Annotated in this window: 21 protein-coding genes and 1 pseudogene; 4 read left to right on the top strand and 18 right to left on the bottom strand. The window is 39.4% G+C overall.

Going from position 1 to position 18,118, the window contains the following annotated elements; translation table 11 throughout:
- Positions 1–37: 37 nt before the first annotated feature.
- The 10 genes and pseudogenes from OCV60_RS13010 to OCV60_RS02520 all read right to left on the bottom strand — a co-directional run bounded on the left by OCV60_RS13010 (position 38) and on the right by OCV60_RS02520 (position 5,022).
- Positions 38–609: pseudogene (locus OCV60_RS13010) on the bottom strand (CatB-related O-acetyltransferase).
- 9 nt (positions 610–618) lie between these two features.
- Positions 619–1,224: a TetR/AcrR family transcriptional regulator gene (locus tag OCV60_RS02560; RefSeq protein ID WP_262529233.1), complete on the bottom strand. Its 606-nt coding sequence runs from the start codon at positions 1,222–1,224 to the stop codon at positions 619–621.
- Positions 1,225–1,308: 84 nt separating this feature from the next.
- Positions 1,309–1,584: a hypothetical protein gene (locus tag OCV60_RS02555; protein ID WP_243000371.1), complete on the bottom strand. Its 276-nt coding sequence runs from the start codon at positions 1,582–1,584 to the stop codon at positions 1,309–1,311.
- The gene (locus OCV60_RS02550; RefSeq protein WP_262529231.1) at positions 1,581–1,754 is read right to left on the bottom strand and encodes a TetR/AcrR family transcriptional regulator; all 174 of its coding nucleotides are present in this window, start codon (positions 1,752–1,754) and stop codon (positions 1,581–1,583) included. The genes OCV60_RS02555 and OCV60_RS02550 overlap by 4 nt, the downstream gene beginning before the upstream one ends.
- 207 nt (positions 1,755–1,961) lie before the next feature.
- Positions 1,962–2,819, bottom strand: coding sequence for a DUF6591 domain-containing protein (locus OCV60_RS02545; RefSeq protein ID WP_262529230.1), 858 nt, complete (start codon positions 2,817–2,819; stop codon positions 1,962–1,964).
- Positions 2,809–3,177, bottom strand: coding sequence for a MerR family transcriptional regulator (locus OCV60_RS02540; protein WP_161117288.1), 369 nt, complete (start codon positions 3,175–3,177; stop codon positions 2,809–2,811). Before OCV60_RS02540 ends, OCV60_RS02545 begins: the two co-directional genes overlap by 11 nt.
- A 112-nt stretch (positions 3,178–3,289) precedes the next feature.
- Positions 3,290–3,457, bottom strand: coding sequence for a hypothetical protein (locus tag OCV60_RS02535; protein WP_192919820.1), 168 nt, complete (start codon positions 3,455–3,457; stop codon positions 3,290–3,292).
- 235 nt (positions 3,458–3,692) lie between these two features.
- On the bottom strand, positions 3,693–3,944 hold the full coding sequence (locus tag OCV60_RS02530) for a hypothetical protein (protein WP_118675436.1): 252 nt from the start codon (positions 3,942–3,944) through the stop codon (positions 3,693–3,695).
- A 168-nt stretch (positions 3,945–4,112) separates the two neighbouring features.
- A complete protein-coding gene (locus tag OCV60_RS02525) occupies positions 4,113–4,352 on the bottom strand; it encodes a hypothetical protein (protein ID WP_118675437.1) in 240 nt (79 codons plus the stop codon).
- On the bottom strand, positions 4,321–5,022 hold the full coding sequence (locus OCV60_RS02520; RefSeq protein ID WP_182428119.1) for a hypothetical protein: 702 nt from the start codon (positions 5,020–5,022) through the stop codon (positions 4,321–4,323). Before OCV60_RS02520 ends, OCV60_RS02525 begins: the two co-directional genes overlap by 32 nt.
- A gap of 27 nt (positions 5,023–5,049) precedes the next feature.
- On the opposite strand from OCV60_RS02520, the gene OCV60_RS02515 reads away from it, so the two are divergent.
- The gene (locus tag OCV60_RS02515; protein ID WP_262529226.1) at positions 5,050–5,454 is read left to right on the top strand and encodes a site-specific integrase; all 405 of its coding nucleotides are present in this window, start codon (positions 5,050–5,052) and stop codon (positions 5,452–5,454) included.
- Positions 5,455–5,776: 322 nt separating this feature from the next.
- On the opposite strand, the gene OCV60_RS02510 is transcribed toward OCV60_RS02515, so the two are convergent.
- The gene (locus tag OCV60_RS02510) at positions 5,777–6,787 is read right to left on the bottom strand and encodes a GGGtGRT protein (protein WP_008401547.1); all 1,011 of its coding nucleotides are present in this window, start codon (positions 6,785–6,787) and stop codon (positions 5,777–5,779) included.
- A gap of 20 nt (positions 6,788–6,807) precedes the next feature.
- Positions 6,808–7,515: an iron-sulfur cluster assembly scaffold protein gene (locus tag OCV60_RS02505; RefSeq protein ID WP_008401546.1), complete on the bottom strand. Its 708-nt coding sequence runs from the start codon at positions 7,513–7,515 to the stop codon at positions 6,808–6,810.
- A 251-nt stretch (positions 7,516–7,766) separates the two neighbouring features.
- On the opposite strand from OCV60_RS02505, the gene OCV60_RS02500 reads away from it, so the two are divergent.
- Positions 7,767–8,639: a PHP domain-containing protein gene (locus OCV60_RS02500; protein ID WP_021943213.1), complete on the top strand. Its 873-nt coding sequence runs from the start codon at positions 7,767–7,769 to the stop codon at positions 8,637–8,639.
- Between the two features lie 88 nt (positions 8,640–8,727).
- Here the strand turns inward: OCV60_RS02500 and yajC are convergent, their stop codons facing one another.
- Together yajC and tgt are read right to left on the bottom strand one after the other, a co-directional pair.
- On the bottom strand, positions 8,728–9,087 hold the full coding sequence (yajC, locus tag OCV60_RS02495; RefSeq protein ID WP_021943212.1) for a preprotein translocase subunit YajC: 360 nt from the start codon (positions 9,085–9,087) through the stop codon (positions 8,728–8,730).
- Positions 9,088–9,099: 12 nt separating this feature from the next.
- Positions 9,100–10,233, bottom strand: coding sequence for a tRNA guanosine(34) transglycosylase Tgt (gene tgt, locus OCV60_RS02490; RefSeq protein ID WP_008401543.1), 1,134 nt, complete (start codon positions 10,231–10,233; stop codon positions 9,100–9,102).
- 335 nt (positions 10,234–10,568) lie between these two features.
- Here tgt and OCV60_RS02485 point away from each other — a divergent pair, with 335 nt between their 5' ends.
- The gene (locus OCV60_RS02485; RefSeq protein ID WP_021943210.1) at positions 10,569–11,930 is read left to right on the top strand and encodes an ArsB/NhaD family transporter; all 1,362 of its coding nucleotides are present in this window, start codon (positions 10,569–10,571) and stop codon (positions 11,928–11,930) included.
- Positions 11,931–11,963: 33 nt separating this feature from the next.
- The gene (locus OCV60_RS02480; RefSeq protein WP_117807739.1) at positions 11,964–12,560 is read left to right on the top strand and encodes a cytidylate kinase-like family protein; all 597 of its coding nucleotides are present in this window, start codon (positions 11,964–11,966) and stop codon (positions 12,558–12,560) included.
- Positions 12,561–12,619: 59 nt separating this feature from the next.
- Here OCV60_RS02480 and OCV60_RS02475 read toward each other — a convergent pair whose 3' ends face one another.
- The 4 genes from OCV60_RS02475 to OCV60_RS02460 are packed head-to-tail and all read right to left on the bottom strand — an operon-like array spanning position 12,620 to position 17,646.
- Positions 12,620–13,855, bottom strand: coding sequence for a phenylacetate--CoA ligase family protein (locus tag OCV60_RS02475; protein ID WP_118675488.1), 1,236 nt, complete (start codon positions 13,853–13,855; stop codon positions 12,620–12,622).
- Between the two features lie 37 nt (positions 13,856–13,892).
- Complete coding sequence (locus OCV60_RS02470) at positions 13,893–14,465, bottom strand: indolepyruvate oxidoreductase subunit beta (RefSeq protein WP_118675489.1); 573 nt, start codon at positions 14,463–14,465, stop codon at positions 13,893–13,895.
- A complete protein-coding gene (gene iorA / locus OCV60_RS02465) occupies positions 14,465–16,333 on the bottom strand; it encodes an indolepyruvate ferredoxin oxidoreductase subunit alpha (RefSeq protein WP_262529222.1) in 1,869 nt (622 codons plus the stop codon). Before iorA ends, OCV60_RS02470 begins: the two co-directional genes overlap by 1 nt.
- A gap of 38 nt (positions 16,334–16,371) precedes the next feature.
- A complete protein-coding gene (locus tag OCV60_RS02460) occupies positions 16,372–17,646 on the bottom strand; it encodes a glutamate-5-semialdehyde dehydrogenase (RefSeq protein ID WP_173789261.1) in 1,275 nt (424 codons plus the stop codon).
- Positions 17,647–18,118 lie beyond the last annotated feature (472 nt).

Genomic DNA, 18,118 nt, shown 5'->3' with positions numbered 1-18,118 from the left:
ATGGTATATATCCTTTATTAAAGTCATGTTTTTATTTCTAATTCATACGCTCTAACATACTTATATCGCCAGACTGTATTGCCTGAATATTCTTTTTAATTCGTTCTTCTTCCCAGTCCCACCATCTGATTTCTTCAAGTTTCTGAATCGTTCCTTCATCAAATCGTTTACGAATTGGCTTTGCCGGTACTCCTCCAACTACCGTATATGAAGGCACATCTTTTGTTACCACTGCACGAGCGCCTATAATTGCGCCATCACCGATTGTTACACCAGACAAAATAACTGCTTCATATCCAATCCACACATCATTTCCAATTACAATATCACCCTTATTATCCCATGCATCGCATATATTTTCTTTGCATCCAATCCCCATTCTTCAAAGAAAACAGGAAACGGATACGTAGATAACGATTTCATTGCGTGATTTGCACTGGTAAATAAAAATTTTGCCCCACATGCAATAGAACAGAATTTTCCAATTTTTAGCTTATCCTTATTAACAGGATAATGATACAAAACATTATTTTTTTCAAAATCAATCGGATCATGTACAAAATCGTTGTATATTGTATAATCCCCTACCTCTATATCAGGGGTATTTATAACATTTTTCTACATTTCCTGTAGAAAATGATCCATGTGATCTTCCAGAAGCCTTATCACCCGACTCTTGTCATCTACTCCATCATATATGCTGTAAAGCAAAAAAACAGGTCCATAAAAATCAAGTGCTGTCTGTCTGGCTTTTCTTGTATCCCCCAGCATATCCGAGAACAAAGCTTCTATATAAGTTAATGGTCCACCTGCAAGATAATTCTGATATAACTGTGCCATCTGCGGCTCCCTGTACTGTTCCAATGTCAGCATCTTACGGAAACAGGATGAAAACTCTTCCTCTGTCCAGTGAAGAAACTGCACCTTTGTAAACTGCTTAATTTTATCAAATGCTGTTTCTTTATACTCGGTCACAACCTTTTCCAGATCGCCCTCCGGCATTTCATACCGCTTTACTCTCTCCATATCCAGTTCATTCATTTTGTCAATAATACTGTCCAATATCTCCTGCTTGCTTTTATAATGCTTATACAATGCAGCCTTGGTTACTCCAAGCTTTGAAGCAATATCATTCATGGATGTTCCCATATATCCGCTCTGTGCAAATAATTTTAAAGCTTCTTCCAGTATTTTGTCCTTTGTATTCTTTTCTTTAATCTCCACACTTGTCTCCTAAATCAGCCTCATCAATCGGTTACCTTTTGGCCACTTTATTATAGTTACCTATCGGTTACTTATCAACAGTTATTATTTAAAAATAGAAAAGAACATCGTTAACTGCCTATCAAACTCTTCCACTTCCTGCTCGTCAACCAGATAGCCCTCCGGCAATCCGTGATAACGGATACCATACTCGCTTGCCTGTCTGAAACCACTCTTACCATAAAAATCAATATTCTCCTTCATGATATTATATTTTACAAAATCATCCAATGACACCGTCTCATACTTTTCAGGCATTCTCTCTTTATCATCCTCCGGCATATCATGATCTGATGCCTGCTCACTATCCTGTTGCTTCATCCGCTCCACAATACAGTTAAAAATATCTTTTTTGCTCTTATAATGATGGTATAATCTCCTTTTGTCATACCAAGTTCTCCTGCTATCTGGCTGACTGAGGCAGCCTCGTAACCATCCCTGGCGAAAAGATTAAGTGCCGCAATTAATATTTCTTCTTTCCTATTACTCATACTAATAACCTCTGGGCAAAAAATAAACGACCGTTTACACTTTTATTTTAGTAAACGTTCGTTTATTTGCCAAGGCTTCATTTTTTAACATTTAAGCAAAACCTGAGATGTTCTCATATCGGCTTTTACACGAAACAAATAAACTATAGCCGAACGGTATATTTGTTTGCATAATATACCATCCGGCTATGCCTATCATAAATAAATTTACTTACTAACAGAAACATCCATAATACAATCTGTCTGATCATAATCTATAGAAACACTATATCCATCATCCCGCTCCGCATCGTAAGAATCCTCATCTTTATCTGCGTCCTTTGTATATCCCCTTTCCTTGCATAAATCTATATATTCCTCAAATTGTGACTCTGATACTCCATACACATCAAAGCATAGATAATCATCCAGATCTAATGTTACTTTTATAACTTCTGCTTCCGGCTTATCAATCTCTGTTCCAATCTCTTTTTCTGTCCATTGTACGGCCTCTTCACTATCAGATTCCAAGGAGTATTTCTGTGATTTGAAATCATAATATTCTGTATATAATCTACCATTACTTACGAATTCTATTGTTGCAATATCCGGCTGCATAAGTTCCAGATGTGCTTTATCCTTTAAATAATAAATTCCAGAAAAGTAGTGACATGGTACGTTAGATACTTCATCTCCTTCTTTCACCAATCTTTCTACACTTGTATTCATTCCAATTGTTTCTTCTTTTATTTTAATCATATCGTCATCACTCAAATTAAATTTCTTCTCTATGTCCGAATAAAACTTTTGTTTTTCTTCTTCCGTTATTCCCTCTTTTTCAGTATAGTCCAGGCCGAAATAAACAATGTCCAACTTTGAATTATTTACATAATTCATCACAATATGTCTGTCTCCATCTATTATTCCTTCTCCTACATTCCAATCAATATCCTCAATTTCTACAGTTTCAGAGTCTGATTTTTTATTATCTTTTTGCTCTTGATCTGTTCCTGCACTGTGACAACCTGCTAACAACATGATTGCCCCAATAAATGTTGTGATTATAATTTTCTTTTTACTTCTCATTTGTCTTCCCTCCATTTTCAGATTTTCCATTAATGCTATTAATATAAACTCTCGCCTGTTGAATAAGTTCCGTCATTTTTTCTGTTTCACATTCAAGCATTCTCACATGTACTTCCATCGCATCTTTTCTTACATTATCAGGTGCATCTATAATTTCTTTTACCTCCTCCAGTTTAAACCCAAGCTGTTGTAAGAAACGAATCATTTGTGCTCTCTGAAACGCCTGCTCATCATATAGCAAATGACCATATTTATTTTTTGCCGAAGGCTTCAATAAACCAGCCTGCTCATAACATTGAATACTTCTTCTTGAAACATTCAATCGTTCACACATTGTTCTTAAAGTCATTAGTTCCATATACATCCTCCTTCAGCCTAAATCTGCACGTTACGTGCTGTCAAAGGCTTTTATGATTTTTTATTTCATAAAAGAGAATGTTTTTTTCGCGAACCATTTCCCATACTACAAACTATTCGGTTATGTCCCTCTTTGTATCTTCAATTAATTCATTCAGTTTTTTCATGACTCTCTCAGGTTTATTTCTAACCAGAAGATTTCTCAATTCTTCTAAATCTCTTAACAATTTTCTGTTAAATGCTGTAAATATAACTGTATTATCTTCCACTTCTCTATGCATATCATTTGTCTCCTATTCAAATTCTAATTTTACTTTTCCGTTTGTTATGATCTTTCTGATGCTATTTCCAGATTAAATCTGCACGTTACGTGCTGTCAAAAAATTTTTCTCTTATAAAAGAAATTGTATTTTTCGCGAATATGAGAAGCTCTGAAAGATATTCATGAATTTGAAATCTGTCAGGCATGGGACAAAATGCCACATCTGGTTGAATTTACAGAGAACTCGAAGATCGTCATAAGTTTCCAAATTCAAGTAATCCATCTTCTGTCACTATTCCAGAAGAATCATTTGCTAATATTCTTGTATTGACTTTAGAAGATGCATCGTGATATGTTCGTTGTTTCTCCTTGCTGACGTACTTGTCCTCGGACAGATCTGTGTATCTTACATGCTTGAGCTTGTCTGTCTCTGTGCTGTTCTTCTCGTCAATCTTCGCCTGTACCTGTTTGTACAATTCTTCTCCTAACAGTTCCTTTAATTCCATTGTTCCATCCTTTCTTGGCTTTAATCGTAGCCACACATGGCAGTTATCACTCTTGCCGGAGTTATTCTTTGTCGGTCACAGTTTTATCGCCTTAAGCCGACTTTGGGCATAAAAAAAGGCCATGTTTTTATCATGGTCTGAATTAACTGCTATTAAATTACGATACTTTTAGTACCACATAACTAACTTCTCTTCTGGTATATCCTTTTCATCTTTAATTTTCCTTAATATATCAAGTGCATGGTTCAAATATATTGGAAATTCTCTATCCATAAGTGATATTGTTGTCTCCACTTCTTTTCCTGAATCTATATTTATTGATATTCTTCCAATTTCACCACTACATTCAGGATCGTAATCTGCCGAAATAATACCATTACTCTTTTTTATATTTTTTAATTTTAGCATAAAACTCACCTGCTTCCTTTGAATAATTATATACCTTTGACGTCTCAATATGTGCCATTTCCTGCGACATTCCTGATTGCATGAGCTTTTTCTCCATGATTTCATGTTTCAGTAATGTAATATCATGTTTTTCTGGCTTGCCAGACATTAACCTCTGCCAAGATTCTGCCATCATATAATCAGGAGCAAAATATTCTTTTTTCTCTCCACCCAAATCATGCTTTTCTAGGAATATATAATTCTTTATATCTTGGATTTCTTTTTCCGATATGCCTGTAGCTTTTGATATCTTAGCAACATCTGTTGTCATGCTACGAACCAATCCATAATATGTTTCTGCATGTTTTTGAGCCTTCTCGCCAAATGAGTTCCTTGCCCCACTAATTGCACCTGATTTTATTGTACCATCATCAATAATATTAGCAACATCTTTTTCATGCTCAATCTGAAACGACACCTTAAAGTACTTCGTCTGGTACTCTTCAAAATCCTTTGTCTTATCCAACCCGAAGTATTCCGCTCGCTTTCTCAGAGTCTCAAGTTCTACATCATCCAGCGCCCATCTGGCACGCTGCAAGAGACAGTACCGGCAGTTGCAGTCTTCTGCCGGATCTCCAAACATTCCAGGGGCTTCAACCTTGAGGTTTGCCACCTCAAAAAGCTCGTTCACATCCCGAATCTGTCCATCAAGCAGTCTATGCAGATCTCTTGTATTGCCATCAAGCGTGGAAAGTCTCAGATCATTCGTGTTCCATTTACGCCGGAGGAAATAGATCTACTCTGGAAGAACATAAACTATGGTGTTGTTGATATGATTCTAATTGGTATATACAGCGGATGGCGACCACAAGAACTGTCTATCTCGAAAATAGCTGATATTGATCTGGAAAATAATACCATGTTCGGCGGTCTTAAGACTGATGCAGGGCGCAACAGGGGCGTTCCTATTCATCCAAAAATAAGAGATTTGATCATAAAACGAGTAGATCAGGCTAAAGAATTGGAATCCGATTATTTATTCAATGATTCGGATAGTCAGTCTGGTATGCGCATGACATACGACAAATACAGAAGCCGTTGGAATAAGGTCATGGGAAAATAAAAACTCTCCCACCGTCCTCACGATACAAGACATACATTTATTACATTGGTCAAAGATGCTGGCATGGATGAATACATCATAAAGCTGATAGTTGGTCATTCTATCGAGGATGTGACTGAGAAAGTGTACACCCACAGGACCATGAAGCAACTTCACACTGAAATTGAAAAGATAGAATAAAAAATATGGGGCAACAATCATTATAATTGCTGCCCCGTTTTTTGTTAGTTACGAGTGTTAGTTACCTGTTAGTTGTTTGTTAGTTACAATCACTTTTTCAGGTATTTTCACGTTTCTTTATTTGGCTTATTTCCTAGCTTTTTTAGAACTTACCAGCCTTTGCTGCTTCCTCTACAGAAACAGCTACAGCAACTGTCATACCAACCATAGGGTTGTTACCAGCACCGATCAGACCCATCATTTCTACGTGAGCAGGTACGGATGATGAACCAGCGAACTGAGCGTCACTGTGCATACGTCCAAGTGTATCTGTCATACCGTAGGAAGCAGGACCTGCTGCCATGTTATCTGGGTGAAGTGTACGACCTGTACCACCACCTGAAGCAACTGAGAAGTACTTCTTTCCTAACTCGTTACATTCCTTCTTGTAAGTACCAGCTACCGGATGCTGGAAACGAGTTGGGTTTGTTGAGTTACCGGTGATAGATACATCAACACCCTCTTTGTGCATGATAGCAACACCTTCTGGTACAGAGTTCGCACCATAGCAGTTAACCTTTGCACGAAGTCCTTCTGAGTAAGACTTTCTGAATACTTCTTTAACTGTGTTTGTATATGGATCATACTCAGTCTCAACAAATGTGAAACCGTTAATTCTTGAAATAATCTGAGCAGCATCCTTACCAAGACCGTTTAAGATAACACGAAGTGGCTCTTTACGAACTTTGTTAGCTTTCTCTGCGATACCGATCGCACCTTCTGCTGCTGCGAATGACTCATGTCCTGCTAAGAAACAGAAGCACTTTGTCTCTTCTTCCAGTAACATCTTACCAAGGTTACCATGTCCAAGACCAACCTTACGTGTATCAGCAACTGAACCTGGGATACAGAATGACTGAAGTCCTTCACCGATTGCTGCTGCAGCTTCTGAAGCCTTTCTGCAGTTCTTCTTGATTGCGATTGCTGCACCTACTGTGTATGCCCAGCATGCATTCTCAAAACAAATAGGCTGAATGCTCTTTACCTGATTGTATACGTCTAAACCAGCATCCTTTGTGATCTTCTCTGCCTCTTCGATTGAGGAGATACCGTAGCTGTTTAATACTTCATTGATCTGTTTGATTCTTCTTTCATATGATTCAAATAATGCCATTATATCGTTACCTCCTTCTATTATTTCTCAATCTCTTTGTCTGTACGTGGGTCGATGAGTTTAACTGCATCTGCAACACGTCCATACTGTCCACATGACTTCTCATAAGCTGTGTTAGGGTCATCACCCTTCTTAATGAAATCAGTCATCTTACCAAGGTTAACGAATTTATATCCAATGATCATACCCTCTTCATCAAGAGCGATAGCATTTACATATCCTTCAGCCATCTCAAGGTATCTAGGACCCTTCTTTAATGTACCGTACATAGTACCAACCTGTGAACGAAGTCCCTTACCAAGATCTTCAAGACCAGCACCGATAGCAAGTCCATCCTCTGAGAATGCACTCTGTGAACGTCCGTATACGATCTGTAAGAATAACTCTCTCATAGCTGTGTTGATAGCATCACAAACAAGGTCTGTGTTAAGAGCTTCCATAACTGTAAGTCCCGGAAGGATCTCTGCTGCCATAGCTGCTGAATGAGTCATACCTGAACATCCAACTGTCTCAACTAATGCTTCCTGAATAATTCCTTCCTTAACATTTAATGTCAGCTTGCAGGCACCCTGCTGTGGTGCACACCAGCCAATACCATGTGTAAAGCCTGAAATATCCTTTACTTCTTTTGCCTGTACCCATTTTGCTTCTTCTGGAATTGGAGCACATCCATGATGTACGCCCTGTCCAACTGGGCACATGTTTTCAACTTCCTGTGAATAAATCATTGTGAATCTCCTTTCGAAATATGAAAATCTGCTTAAAGCGGTTATGAATATCTATTCTTTTTTCGTAACCATCAGACATATTTTCTCATAAACCGTCAATTAAGTCTATACCAATTAATAAAAAATATCAATAAGTTTGTCTAAAAATTTGCCATGTTTTTAGATTCATATTATAATTATTTTGGTTTGTTTTTATCTTTTTAGATTTCGGTAAACCAATCCTACATTGTATAAAGAAAAGAGGAATACATATGCGTTTTATAGATCTACATGTCCATACAACTGCTTCGGATGGTTCTTTTACTCCATCTGAAGTGTGCCAGATGGCTCTTGATAAGGGACTTGCCGCTCTGGCGATCACCGACCACGATACGGTTGATGGAGTCCCGGAAGCAATCCGGTTCATGGAAAATCATCAGCCGGCCCCGGATACACAGGATCCTCTTCCTATGGAATTGATTCCCGGTATCGAACTTTCGTGCAACTATGGTTCACGCGAGATCCATATTCTTGGCTTCTATATGGACTATACCAATCCCGGACTTCTTGCTGAATTGAACGCTTTAAAAGATGCACGTTTTAACCGAAATGTGGAAATGTGCAAGCTGTTTCAGCGTGACGGCATCGATATGACCATCGAAAAACTTCAAGAGGGAAATCCGGATACAGTCATTACCCGTGCGCATTTTGCAAGAATTCTGATTGAGGACGGCATTGTCAAGAACAAGGATCAGGCATTTAAAAAATACCTTGGCGAAAAATGCAGATACTATCTTCCGAAACCGGAGGTCACATGTGAACGTGCTCTCTCGATCATCAACCAATATGGCAAATGTGCAGTTCTCGCACATCCATTACTCTATAAGCTTGGTTATAACCAGATTGAGGAATTACTGGACTATCTGAAACCACTTGGGATAAAGGGCTTAGAAGCTTATCATTCTTCTAACAATTCCTATGAGAGCGGAAAGCTCCGGGCGATCGCAGACAGACATGACTTGTTTGTCTCCGGCGGTACGGATTTCCACGGTGTGATCAAACCGGACATCTCTCTCGGAACCGGTCGCGGCGGTATGCGGATCACCACCGGAATTCTGGACAATATAAAAGCGCATCTTTTTTGAAGAACAGAAAAAAATCTCCATATTCAGATTTTCTACTGAACATGGAGATTTTTCTGTTCTGACATCTTCTTATTTAAAAAGATATTCTTTATTTCTTTTCCTTATCTTCTTCCACTACTGCTGCATTCTTCTTTTCAAGCTCAGCAACTGCATTCTTATGCATTGGAATACGACAGTTCTTGTTATTACCAAACTCAACAATGATAGTTGTGTCATCTACAATATCAAGGATTGTGCCATAGAAACCACTGGTTGTCATAATATTGTCACCCGGTTCCATCTGGTTATGCATTTCCTCTGTCTTAGCCTTCTGCTTCTTCTGTGGACGGATCATCATGAAGTAGATAATTGCAACAAAAATCAGGATATATACAACGATAAACATTGTGCTGCCTGAACCTGAACCCGATGCTGTACTACTGCTTAAAACCATTCCTAATGTGTTCATAATATTCTCCTTCTAAACTTCATTTGATGTTAAACTCTCTATCATAGACTTTTTATACGATGCATATGAGCCTTCTTCGATAGCCTGTCTAATCTCTTTCATCATATTATTATAAAAATACAAATTATGCAAGACGCAAAATCTCATACCAAGCATTTCATTTGCCTTTAACAGATGTCTGATATAACCTCTGCTGTAATGCTGACATGCCGGACATCCGCAGCCTTCTTCAATCGGTCTGTCATCTGTCTCATATTTTGCATTCTTCAGATTCAGTTTTCCATGTTTTGTGTATACATGTGCATGTCGTCCGTTTCTGGATGGATATACACAGTCAAAGAAATCCACACCACGGTCAACTGCTTCGAGTATATTGATCGGCGTTCCGACACCCATCAGATAAACCGGCTTATTCTCAGGAAGATATGGCACGGTTACATCCAGAATATGATACATTTCCTCCGCTGTCTCTCCAACAGCCAATCCACCAATAGCATACCCCGGCAGATCCAGCTCTGCAATTCTTTTTGCATGGTCAATACGAATATCCTCATATACTGCGCCCTGATTGATTCCGAATAGCATCTGTTCCTTATTGATCGTATCCGGCAGGCTGTTTAAACGTGTCATCTCTGCCTTACAGCGCTCCAGCCAACGATAGGTTCTGGCAACCGAATTCTCCACATAAGAACGTTCCGCCTTTGCAGGTGCACACTCGTCAAACGCCATTGCGATCGTAGATGCAAGATTAGACTGGATCTGCATACTTTCCTCCGGTCCCATGAATATCTTGCGTCCATCTACATGCGAGTTAAATGTAACGCCTTCTTCCTTAATCTTTCGAAGTCCTGCAAGCGAGAACACCTGAAATCCGCCGGAATCCGTAAGAATTGGACGATCCCAATACATAAACTTATGTAAACCGCCCATTTTCTTCACAACCTCATCACCCGGTCTTACATGTAAATGATAGGTGTTTGATAATTCAATCTGACAGCCGATTTCTTTCAGATCTGTCGTAGCAACTGCACCTTTGATCGCAGCAGCAGTTCCCACATTCATGAATACAGGAGTTTCCACTGTACCATGAACAGTCGTAAAGGTAGCTCTTTTTGCTCTGCCATCTTTACAAATAATTTTATACATAATTACTCATTCTCCTTTAATATTCTTTCTCTATAATGCCCCAGTCTGAACGGAAATGCAACAGTTTCTTCTTAATTAATTTTGTTCCTATCCACAATACGGTTGAAAACTGTAACATTTGTACCAAATATAATGACTATTTTTTATTTACTCACTCTATTTTTAGTCATATTTACTTGTTTTTTATCAATTTTCATCGTCCTTTACCGAACCTTTACCGAAAAATATTGACTTTTTGTGCAATCTTCCTATAATGATAAACGGAAAAAAAATATTATAAATAAGAAGAGATACTACCATTATGATTTTCAGGTATCTCTCAAGAAGGAGGAAACATGTTAGCATCCATCTTAGCAGTAACCATCTTCCTGGCTATGTTTGTGCTGATCGTTCTTGATAAGATCGAACATTATCTTATAACGCTGGGCTGTGGATTACTCACCATCATCTTTGTCCTTGGTATCTGTCTGCACAGTGGACAGGCTATCATGGAAGTGTTAAACGTTAAAAGCATTTTTACAACCAGCTTCTGGCATACAGTTGGACAAGCATCTGAAGATTCCAGCGGTATCAGCTGGGCGACCATTATTTTTATTGCCGGTATGATGGTCATGGTTGAAGGTATGAAACGTGCAGGTTTCTTTACATGGCTCTGCATGCTGATTGCAAAGCTTGTACGATACAGAATTGTTCCAATTCTGATCACCTTTATGATCCTGTCAGCATTTCTTTCTATGTTCATTGCAAGTATCACGGTTATTCTGTTCCTTGCAGCTGTAACAGTAGAACTCTCACAATTATTAAAATTCAATCCGGTTCCAATGATCTTGGCAGAAGTCTTCTGCTCCAACCTCGGTGGAACTGCTACCGTCTGTGGTGATCCACCAAACATCATCATCGGTACCTCACTTGGATTTTCATTCTTTGATTTCCTGACAAATACAGGTGTATTTGTTCTTATTTCACTGGTAATTATGATTGTCTATTTTTATCTTGCTTTTCGTAAGGAATTAAAGCAAAATGAAGGTGGGGTTGATACCTCAACAATACCAAGTCCTTCAGAAGCAATTACAGACAAATCCGGATTTATCTTCAGCTGTGTTATTTTCCTGCTTTCTGTTGTTCTGCTTCTTACACAGACACAGACAGGGCTGACAGTTGCTGCGATTGGTGTTATAATAGCTATAATCACACTGATCTGTTCCGGCAGACATGGACTGGAACTTTTAAAGAAGATTGATTACAAGACACTCTTATTCTTTATTGGTTTATTTGTTGTCGTTGGTGGTTTGGAGCAGACCGGTATTCTGGAAGTCATTGCAAAATTCATCAAAAACGTCAGCGGTGGAAATATGTATATCATGGTTGCTATTATCATCTGGCTCTCAGCTATCTGCAGTGCCTTTATCGATAATGTTCCATTTGCTGCTACTATGGTTCCTGTTATCAAAGAACTTGCAGCAGGTAATGGTGGGGTTCTTGCCGTCCTTGCCTATTCATTAGCCATTGGTACAGATATTGGTGGAAATGCAACACCTATCGGTGCTTCCGCAAATGTTGTTGGTACTTCAGTAGCTGCTAAAGCAGGTCATCCGGTCGGATGGGGCGAATATTGTAAGAAGATGGCTCCTGCTACTATTCTTGTTATGATCATTTGTACACTCGGTGTATTTATTCGATATAACAGCGTCTTCTAAGAAACTTACATATTTTTAGGGAGGTTATAAAATATGGACAAACAGGTTATTATCACGATCGGTCGTGAATATGGAAGTGGCGGACATGTAATTGCACAGGACATTGCAAAACGTTTTAATGTCCCATATTACAATCGTAATCTAATTGAAGAAGTTGCAAAACAGAATAATTTTGATACAGATAATATTAAAGACTATGATGAGTCACCTAGAAAATATCTGTTCTCTCGTACCGTTCAGGGATACAGCAATTCTCCGGAAGAGATTCTTGCCGGTCTTCAGTTCGATTTTATAAAAGAAAAGGCAGCATCCGGAGAATCCTTTGTAATTGTTGGCAGATGTGCCGACTATGTATTAAAGGATATGGATTGTGTAGCTTCATTCTTTATTGTCGCTGATGCCGAAGCGAAGTTACAGCGTACTATGGAAACCAAGCAGTTATCCCAACGTGATGCTGAAGCTACGATCAAACGTCATGACCGTAACAGAAAAACATATTACAAGGATCACACTGATATGGAATGGGGCAACAGTAAGAACTATGATATGACGATCAATTCAACCGTCCTGGGCTTCAAAAAGACCGCCGATATCATTGAAGATTTTGTAAAAACAAAATTTGATCTGTAATTCATAATTTACTGACAAAAACAAAGCCGGGTATGAAATATCATATCCGGCTTTCTGCTTTATTCATATCTCTCGTCAATTACACGTTTTGTCTTCTTCTCACTTCTTGGAAGCACCCCAATCTCTACAACCTTAACAAGTGGGGTAAATCCGATCCGACTCTTTACTCTCTCTGCAATACGCTTAGATAACTCTACGAAATCTACGCTTCCATCCGTCTCTACATAGATTCTCATAGTATCTTTTCCATCCAGATGGGAGATGCGAATCTGATATTCACTTGATAATTCAGGGAATTCCTTCAATACTTCTTCAATCTGACTTGGGAATACATTTACGCCCTTGATCTTCATCATATCATCCGTTCTTCCCATAATCACACCTAACCTTGGATGCTTGCATCCACATGGGCATTCTCCCGGAATAATTCTTGAAAGATCATGTGTACGATAACGAATCAGAGGTGCGCCCTCTTTTACAAGCGTTGTTATAACAATCTCACCCATTTCGCCATCCGGAACCGGCTCTAAGGTTACAGGATCAAGAATCTCAATATAGACATAATCATCCCAGTAATGCATACCGTTGTCATATTTACAGCTGATTCCGATACCCGGTCCATAGATCTCTGTCAAACCATAGATGTCATATAATTCAATTCCCAGTTCCTCTGAGATACGTTTTCTCATCTTTTCACCCCAGCGTTCAGAACCGATCACACCTTTCTTCAGGCAAATCTTATCTTTGATACCACGTTTCTCGATCTCCTCTGCAAGAAGAAGTGCATAGGAAGACGTCGAACAAAGGACAGTAGATTTCATGTCCTGCATCATCTGAAGCTGTTTATCCGTATTTCCCGGTCCCATAGGTATGACCATAGCACCCAACTTCTCTGCTCCGTTCTGGAAGCCGATTCCTGCCGTCCAGAGTCCATATCCCGGTGTGATCTGAATACGATCCATATTCGTGATACCTGCAAGCTCATAACAACGCTTGAACATGATTGCCCAGTCATCTACATCCTTTGCTGTGTATGGAATAATAACCGGAAGTCCTGTTGTTCCTGATGATGAATGGATACGAACGATCTCACTTTCCGGTGCTGTCATTAAACCAAGTGGATATGCATCTCTCAGGTCTTTTTTTTCTGAAAATGGAAGCTTCTTAAAATCCTCCGATGTCGAAATTCTTGTAATTCCTGCTTCCTCCAGCTTCTTTCCATAAAAACTTTCAGCCTTAATCAATGCTTCGATCTGTTTATTGACCTGACTGATCTGTAATTCTGAAATCTCCATTATTTATCCTCCAAACTTTCTATTTTATAAAATATTTTTATTGTATATAATCAAGTGCTCTGAAATTCAGCTCATGTAATTTTTCCGGCAATCTTTTTATCAAAGCCTGTTTGATATCTTCTTTTTCAAGTCCAAGCATACCGGTTGAGATTGCGGCTCCCAGCATCAAGACATTTAACACCTTTGCAGACCCAAGAGTTTCACATGCCTGATCTGTATCGATCACCAAAACCCGATCTACCTGTGTCTTCAGATATTCGATCATAGATGCTCCGTTATAACCGGTCTTCGCCAGCGATGCTGTAACCGGCATAACCGCACGATTGCTGACGACTACTGCTCCGTTTTTTTTCAGATAAGGAAGCATCCGCACCGTTTCTCCCGGTTCAAATCCCAGGATCATATCTGCTGTTCCTTTTGCTATCATTGGTGAATACAGATTTTCACCCATTCTTACGTGGCTAAATACGCTTCCTCCGCGCTGTGCCATACCGATCGTTTCCGCACTCATAACCGGAATTCCTTTCTCCATAGCTGCGGCTGCGATCAGCTTGGATGCAAGCACTGTTCCCTGTCCACCGACACCACACAGAATAATATTCTTATTCATTATGCCTGCCCCCTTTCTTCTTGTCCGTCCCCGATTGCATGTACCGGGCAGAGTTGGCTGCACAAAGTACATCCTGTACAGAGACTTTCATCGATACAAACCTTGCCTTCAAATGTGTAAAGTGCCGGACAACCGATCTCTCTGATACATTTCTGGCAACCTATACATGCATCTGTATCTATATGCATACATCTGGACGACTTCGTAATGGCTATACATGGAGATTTGAAAATAATTGCCTTCACACCCGGTTCTGCTGCAACACGCGCAACTGTCTGTACCGCTGCTTCATGCTCAAATGGATTGATCGTCTCTACTGTCTTAAGACCAATTCCCTTTAAGATACCAACAATATCAATCTTATTTACAATATCTCCCATCATCGTATGTCCGGTTCCAGGATGTGGCTGGTGTCCTGTCATAGCCGTCGTGGAATTATCAAGAACGATCAATGTCATATCTGCCTGATTATAAACCGCATTTACGACGCCGGGAATTGCTGACGCGAAGAATGTAGAATCTCCAACAAATGCAAAACATGTCGTATCCGGTTCTGTATGATAAACACCCTGCGCAATTCCAAGCCCTGCGCCCATACACAGACAAGTGTCAACCATATCAAGCGGCATGGCATTTCCAAGTGTATAACATCCGATATCTCCACAAAAGATTGTCTTCTTTCCCTTCATAGCGCATTTTACATCATAAAAGGAAGCACGATGAGGACAACCTGCACATAATACAGGTGGACGTACCGGAAGCTCCGGCATCTCTGCCAACTCTTCCGACTGATTGTTCTTTTCACCTGCGGTAAGCGCCTTGTACCGGTCTACTGCAATACCCTGATCCAATAAGAACTGTGTGATACTGTCCTTTACACTGTCAATCGTGTTCTCACCTGAGGCTGCTACATGACCGGTCAGCTTACCATAGATCTTTACCGGGAGATGATATTTGCCCGCTATATAGGCAAGCGCACGTTCGATCACCGGATCTAATTCTTCCACACATAAAACCGCATCTAACTGTTCCAGATATTCAACTGCTTTTCGTTCCGGGAACGGAAACGGGGTCGCTACTTTAAATATCGCTATTTTTTCTGCATCGTCTCCCAGGGCTTCCATTGTATATGTATAATTGATTCCACCGGTTGCAATACCAAATCTTGTCTCTATCTTCCTGCTCACAACATTTCTGCCATATTCAGAAAAGGCATCCCCCAGCTCGACATTTCGCTTTTCAATATTACGATGCGCCTGAAAGGACAGCTTCGGGAAAATAACCCACCGTTTGGAATCTTTCACAAATCCCTCCGATTCATTCTTTTTGTATTCTGCTGCATCCTTTACTTCAATCGTTGCATATCCATGACACACTCTTGTTGTCGGTCTTAAAAATACCGGTGTTTTATATTTTTCCGAGTACTCAAAGGCCTCCTGTACCATTTCATAAGCTTCCTGTGCCGATGTAGGATCAAAGCATGGAACCTTTGAAAATGCTGCAAATGTTCGCGTATCCTGTTCTGTCTGTGATGAGATTGGACCCGGATCATCGGCAACCAGAATCACCATACCGCCTTTTACTCCCACATACTCCAGACTCATCAACGGATCAGATGCCACATTTAATCCGACCTGCTTCATTGTTACCATAACTCTCGCTCCTGAATAAGCAGCACCGGCTGCTACCTCCATGGCAACCTTCTCGTTAACCGACCATTCTACATAACAGTCATTTGTTCTGTTCTTTGCAACCGTCTCAAGTACCTCTGTCGATGGCGTTCCCGGATATCCGGAAATCAAATTTACCCCGGCAGCAATTGCCCCAAGCGCAATTGCTTCATTTCCCATTCGAAATTCCTTATGCATCTTTCTAACTCCTGTAATAATCTTGTGAATGATTTTTATTATAAATCTTTAAAATGAAATTCTTTCTTTCCTGTTGCATAATCATCTACAATCTGTCCACATCCAAACAGCTTGTATTTATAAGTAACAAGTCCTTCCAGACCAACCGGACCTCTTGCGTGGATCTTTCCTGTACTGATTCCAACCTCTGCACCAAAGCCATAACGGAAACCATCCGCAAACCTAGTTGAACAATTCTGATAAACTCCGGCAGAATCTACCATCTGCATAAATAATTCTGCAGTTTCCGCATTTTCGGTAATGATACTGTCTGTATGATGGGAACCGTATTTATTGATATGTGCGATCGCATCATTTACCGTATCTACAATCTTAACAGAAACAATCAGGTCCAGATATTCTTTGAACTCCTGTTCACCGATTGTCTCTCCGCCAATCAGATCTGTTACTTCCTTTGTACCACGAAGCGTAATTCCATTTTCCTTTAATGCTTTTGCAAGAACCGGAAGAAATTTTCCTGCTATATCTCTATGGATCAACAAAGTTTCCACTGCATTACATGCTGCTGTATACTGGGTCTTTGCATCGATAATAATCGGAATCGCTTTATTTGGATCATAATCTCTATCTACATAAATATGACAGATTCCATCTGCATGTCCCATAACAGGAATCTTTGTATGATTCATAATATACTGAACGAAACTGTTCGATCCTCTCGGTATCAGAAGGTCAACCGTCTCATGACACGACAGAAGTTCATCAATCTCACTGTGCTGCTCTGCCTGAAGCATACAATCTGCCGGCAACCCTGCATCTATTATACTATCATGTATAACCTGAAACAGGATACGATTGGTATATGTTGTCTCCCTACCACCCTTTAGTATCGCACAATTTCCACTCTTAATACAAAGAGATGATATCTGAACAAGTGCGTCCGGTCTTGCTTCAAAAATAACTCCGATAACACCAATCGGACAGCTGACACGATTCAGAACTAATCCCTCATCCAACTGGCGTTTTAATGTCACTTTTCCTAATGGATCAGGCAGAGCAACTAACTGCTCAATTCCTTTTATAACATCTCTTAGTTTTCCCTCATCAAACTTCAAGCGTTTCTTCACTGCCTGTGCAATATGATCTTCTTCTGCCGCTGCCAGATCTCGTTTATTCTCTTCAAAAATCTTTGCCGCATTTGCCCTTAAATTCTCTGCAACCATTAGAAGTGCTTTATTTCTCTGTTCTACAGAGGAAGCTGCCAGATAAGGTGCTGCCGCTTTCATTTTTATTGTTTCTTCTTTTATTCCCATACCTTTTTCAATAGCTGCCTGCTATTATCGTTCCTTTCTATTACAATACATCTGTAATTATTGTTCTTATTTATCTGATATAATATATCAGATAAATACCCTTTTTCACACTGTTTACGTATGATTCACCATATCTATTTTATAGATTTATGCATGTAATTGCAATAAAAATACACAATCTTTTACCATTATATTAGTTTTTAAATACCCTAACAGCCTTCAATATCCGGCTATCTAAGAATAACATGCCGTTGCTTTTTAATTTTTATATTTTACAATATTTTATGAGGTACAGAATGATTATTTCATATTTCAAATTAATATTTATACACAAAAAAAGAAAGCGTTTTTGACGCTTTCTTTTTTTTAACTATTCATGTACCTTCAGAATTTCATACAGAAAGTCTTGCGACTTCACTCTCTCCAATCTCTTCCGCTTATCTTTCGAACCTCTCAGGATAAGTCTTCGACC

This window comes from Coprococcus ammoniilyticus, assembly GCF_025567345.1.
Classification (GTDB): domain Bacteria; phylum Bacillota; class Clostridia; order Lachnospirales; family Lachnospiraceae; genus Coprococcus; species Coprococcus ammoniilyticus.
This window is presented reverse-complemented; position numbering and strand designations above follow the sequence as displayed.

Bases quoted from the DNA above. Each gene is read 5' to 3' on its own strand.
- OCV60_RS02505 (WP_008401546.1), bottom strand. From the start codon at position 7,515: ATGATTTATTCACAGGAAGTTGAAAACATGTGCCCAGTTGGACAGGGC.
- iorA (WP_262529222.1), bottom strand. From the start codon at position 16,333: ATGCATAAGGAATTTCGAATGGGAAATGAAGCAATTGCGCTTGGGGCA.
- OCV60_RS02530 (WP_118675436.1), bottom strand. From the start codon at position 3,944: ATGGAATTAAAGGAACTGTTAGGAGAAGAATTGTACAAACAGGTACAG.
- OCV60_RS02485 (WP_021943210.1), top strand. From the start codon at position 10,569: ATGTTAGCATCCATCTTAGCAGTAACCATCTTCCTGGCTATGTTTGTG.
- OCV60_RS02470 (WP_118675489.1), bottom strand. From the start codon at position 14,465: ATGAATAAGAATATTATTCTGTGTGGTGTCGGTGGACAGGGAACAGTG.
- OCV60_RS02515 (WP_262529226.1), top strand. From the start codon at position 5,050: ATGCAGATCTCTTGTATTGCCATCAAGCGTGGAAAGTCTCAGATCATT.
- OCV60_RS02460 (WP_173789261.1), bottom strand. From the start codon at position 17,646: ATGGGAATAAAAGAAGAAACAATAAAAATGAAAGCGGCAGCACCTTAT.
- OCV60_RS02550 (WP_262529231.1), bottom strand. From the start codon at position 1,754: ATGAGTAATAGGAAAGAAGAAATATTAATTGCGGCACTTAATCTTTTC.
- OCV60_RS02535 (WP_192919820.1), bottom strand. From the start codon at position 3,457: ATGCATAGAGAAGTGGAAGATAATACAGTTATATTTACAGCATTTAAC.
- OCV60_RS02545 (WP_262529230.1), bottom strand. From the start codon at position 2,819: ATGAGAAGTAAAAAGAAAATTATAATCACAACATTTATTGGGGCAATC.
- yajC (WP_021943212.1), bottom strand. From the start codon at position 9,087: ATGAACACATTAGGAATGGTTTTAAGCAGTAGTACAGCATCGGGTTCA.
- OCV60_RS02480 (WP_117807739.1), top strand. From the start codon at position 11,964: ATGGACAAACAGGTTATTATCACGATCGGTCGTGAATATGGAAGTGGC.
- OCV60_RS02500 (WP_021943213.1), top strand. From the start codon at position 7,767: ATGCGTTTTATAGATCTACATGTCCATACAACTGCTTCGGATGGTTCT.
- OCV60_RS02540 (WP_161117288.1), bottom strand. From the start codon at position 3,177: ATGGAACTAATGACTTTAAGAACAATGTGTGAACGATTGAATGTTTCA.
- OCV60_RS02555 (WP_243000371.1), bottom strand. From the start codon at position 1,584: ATGAAGCAACAGGATAGTGAGCAGGCATCAGATCATGATATGCCGGAG.
- OCV60_RS02525 (WP_118675437.1), bottom strand. From the start codon at position 4,352: ATGCTAAAATTAAAAAATATAAAAAAGAGTAATGGTATTATTTCGGCA.
- tgt (WP_008401543.1), bottom strand. From the start codon at position 10,233: ATGTATAAAATTATTTGTAAAGATGGCAGAGCAAAAAGAGCTACCTTT.
- OCV60_RS02510 (WP_008401547.1), bottom strand. From the start codon at position 6,787: ATGGCATTATTTGAATCATATGAAAGAAGAATCAAACAGATCAATGAA.
- OCV60_RS02475 (WP_118675488.1), bottom strand. From the start codon at position 13,855: ATGGAGATTTCAGAATTACAGATCAGTCAGGTCAATAAACAGATCGAA.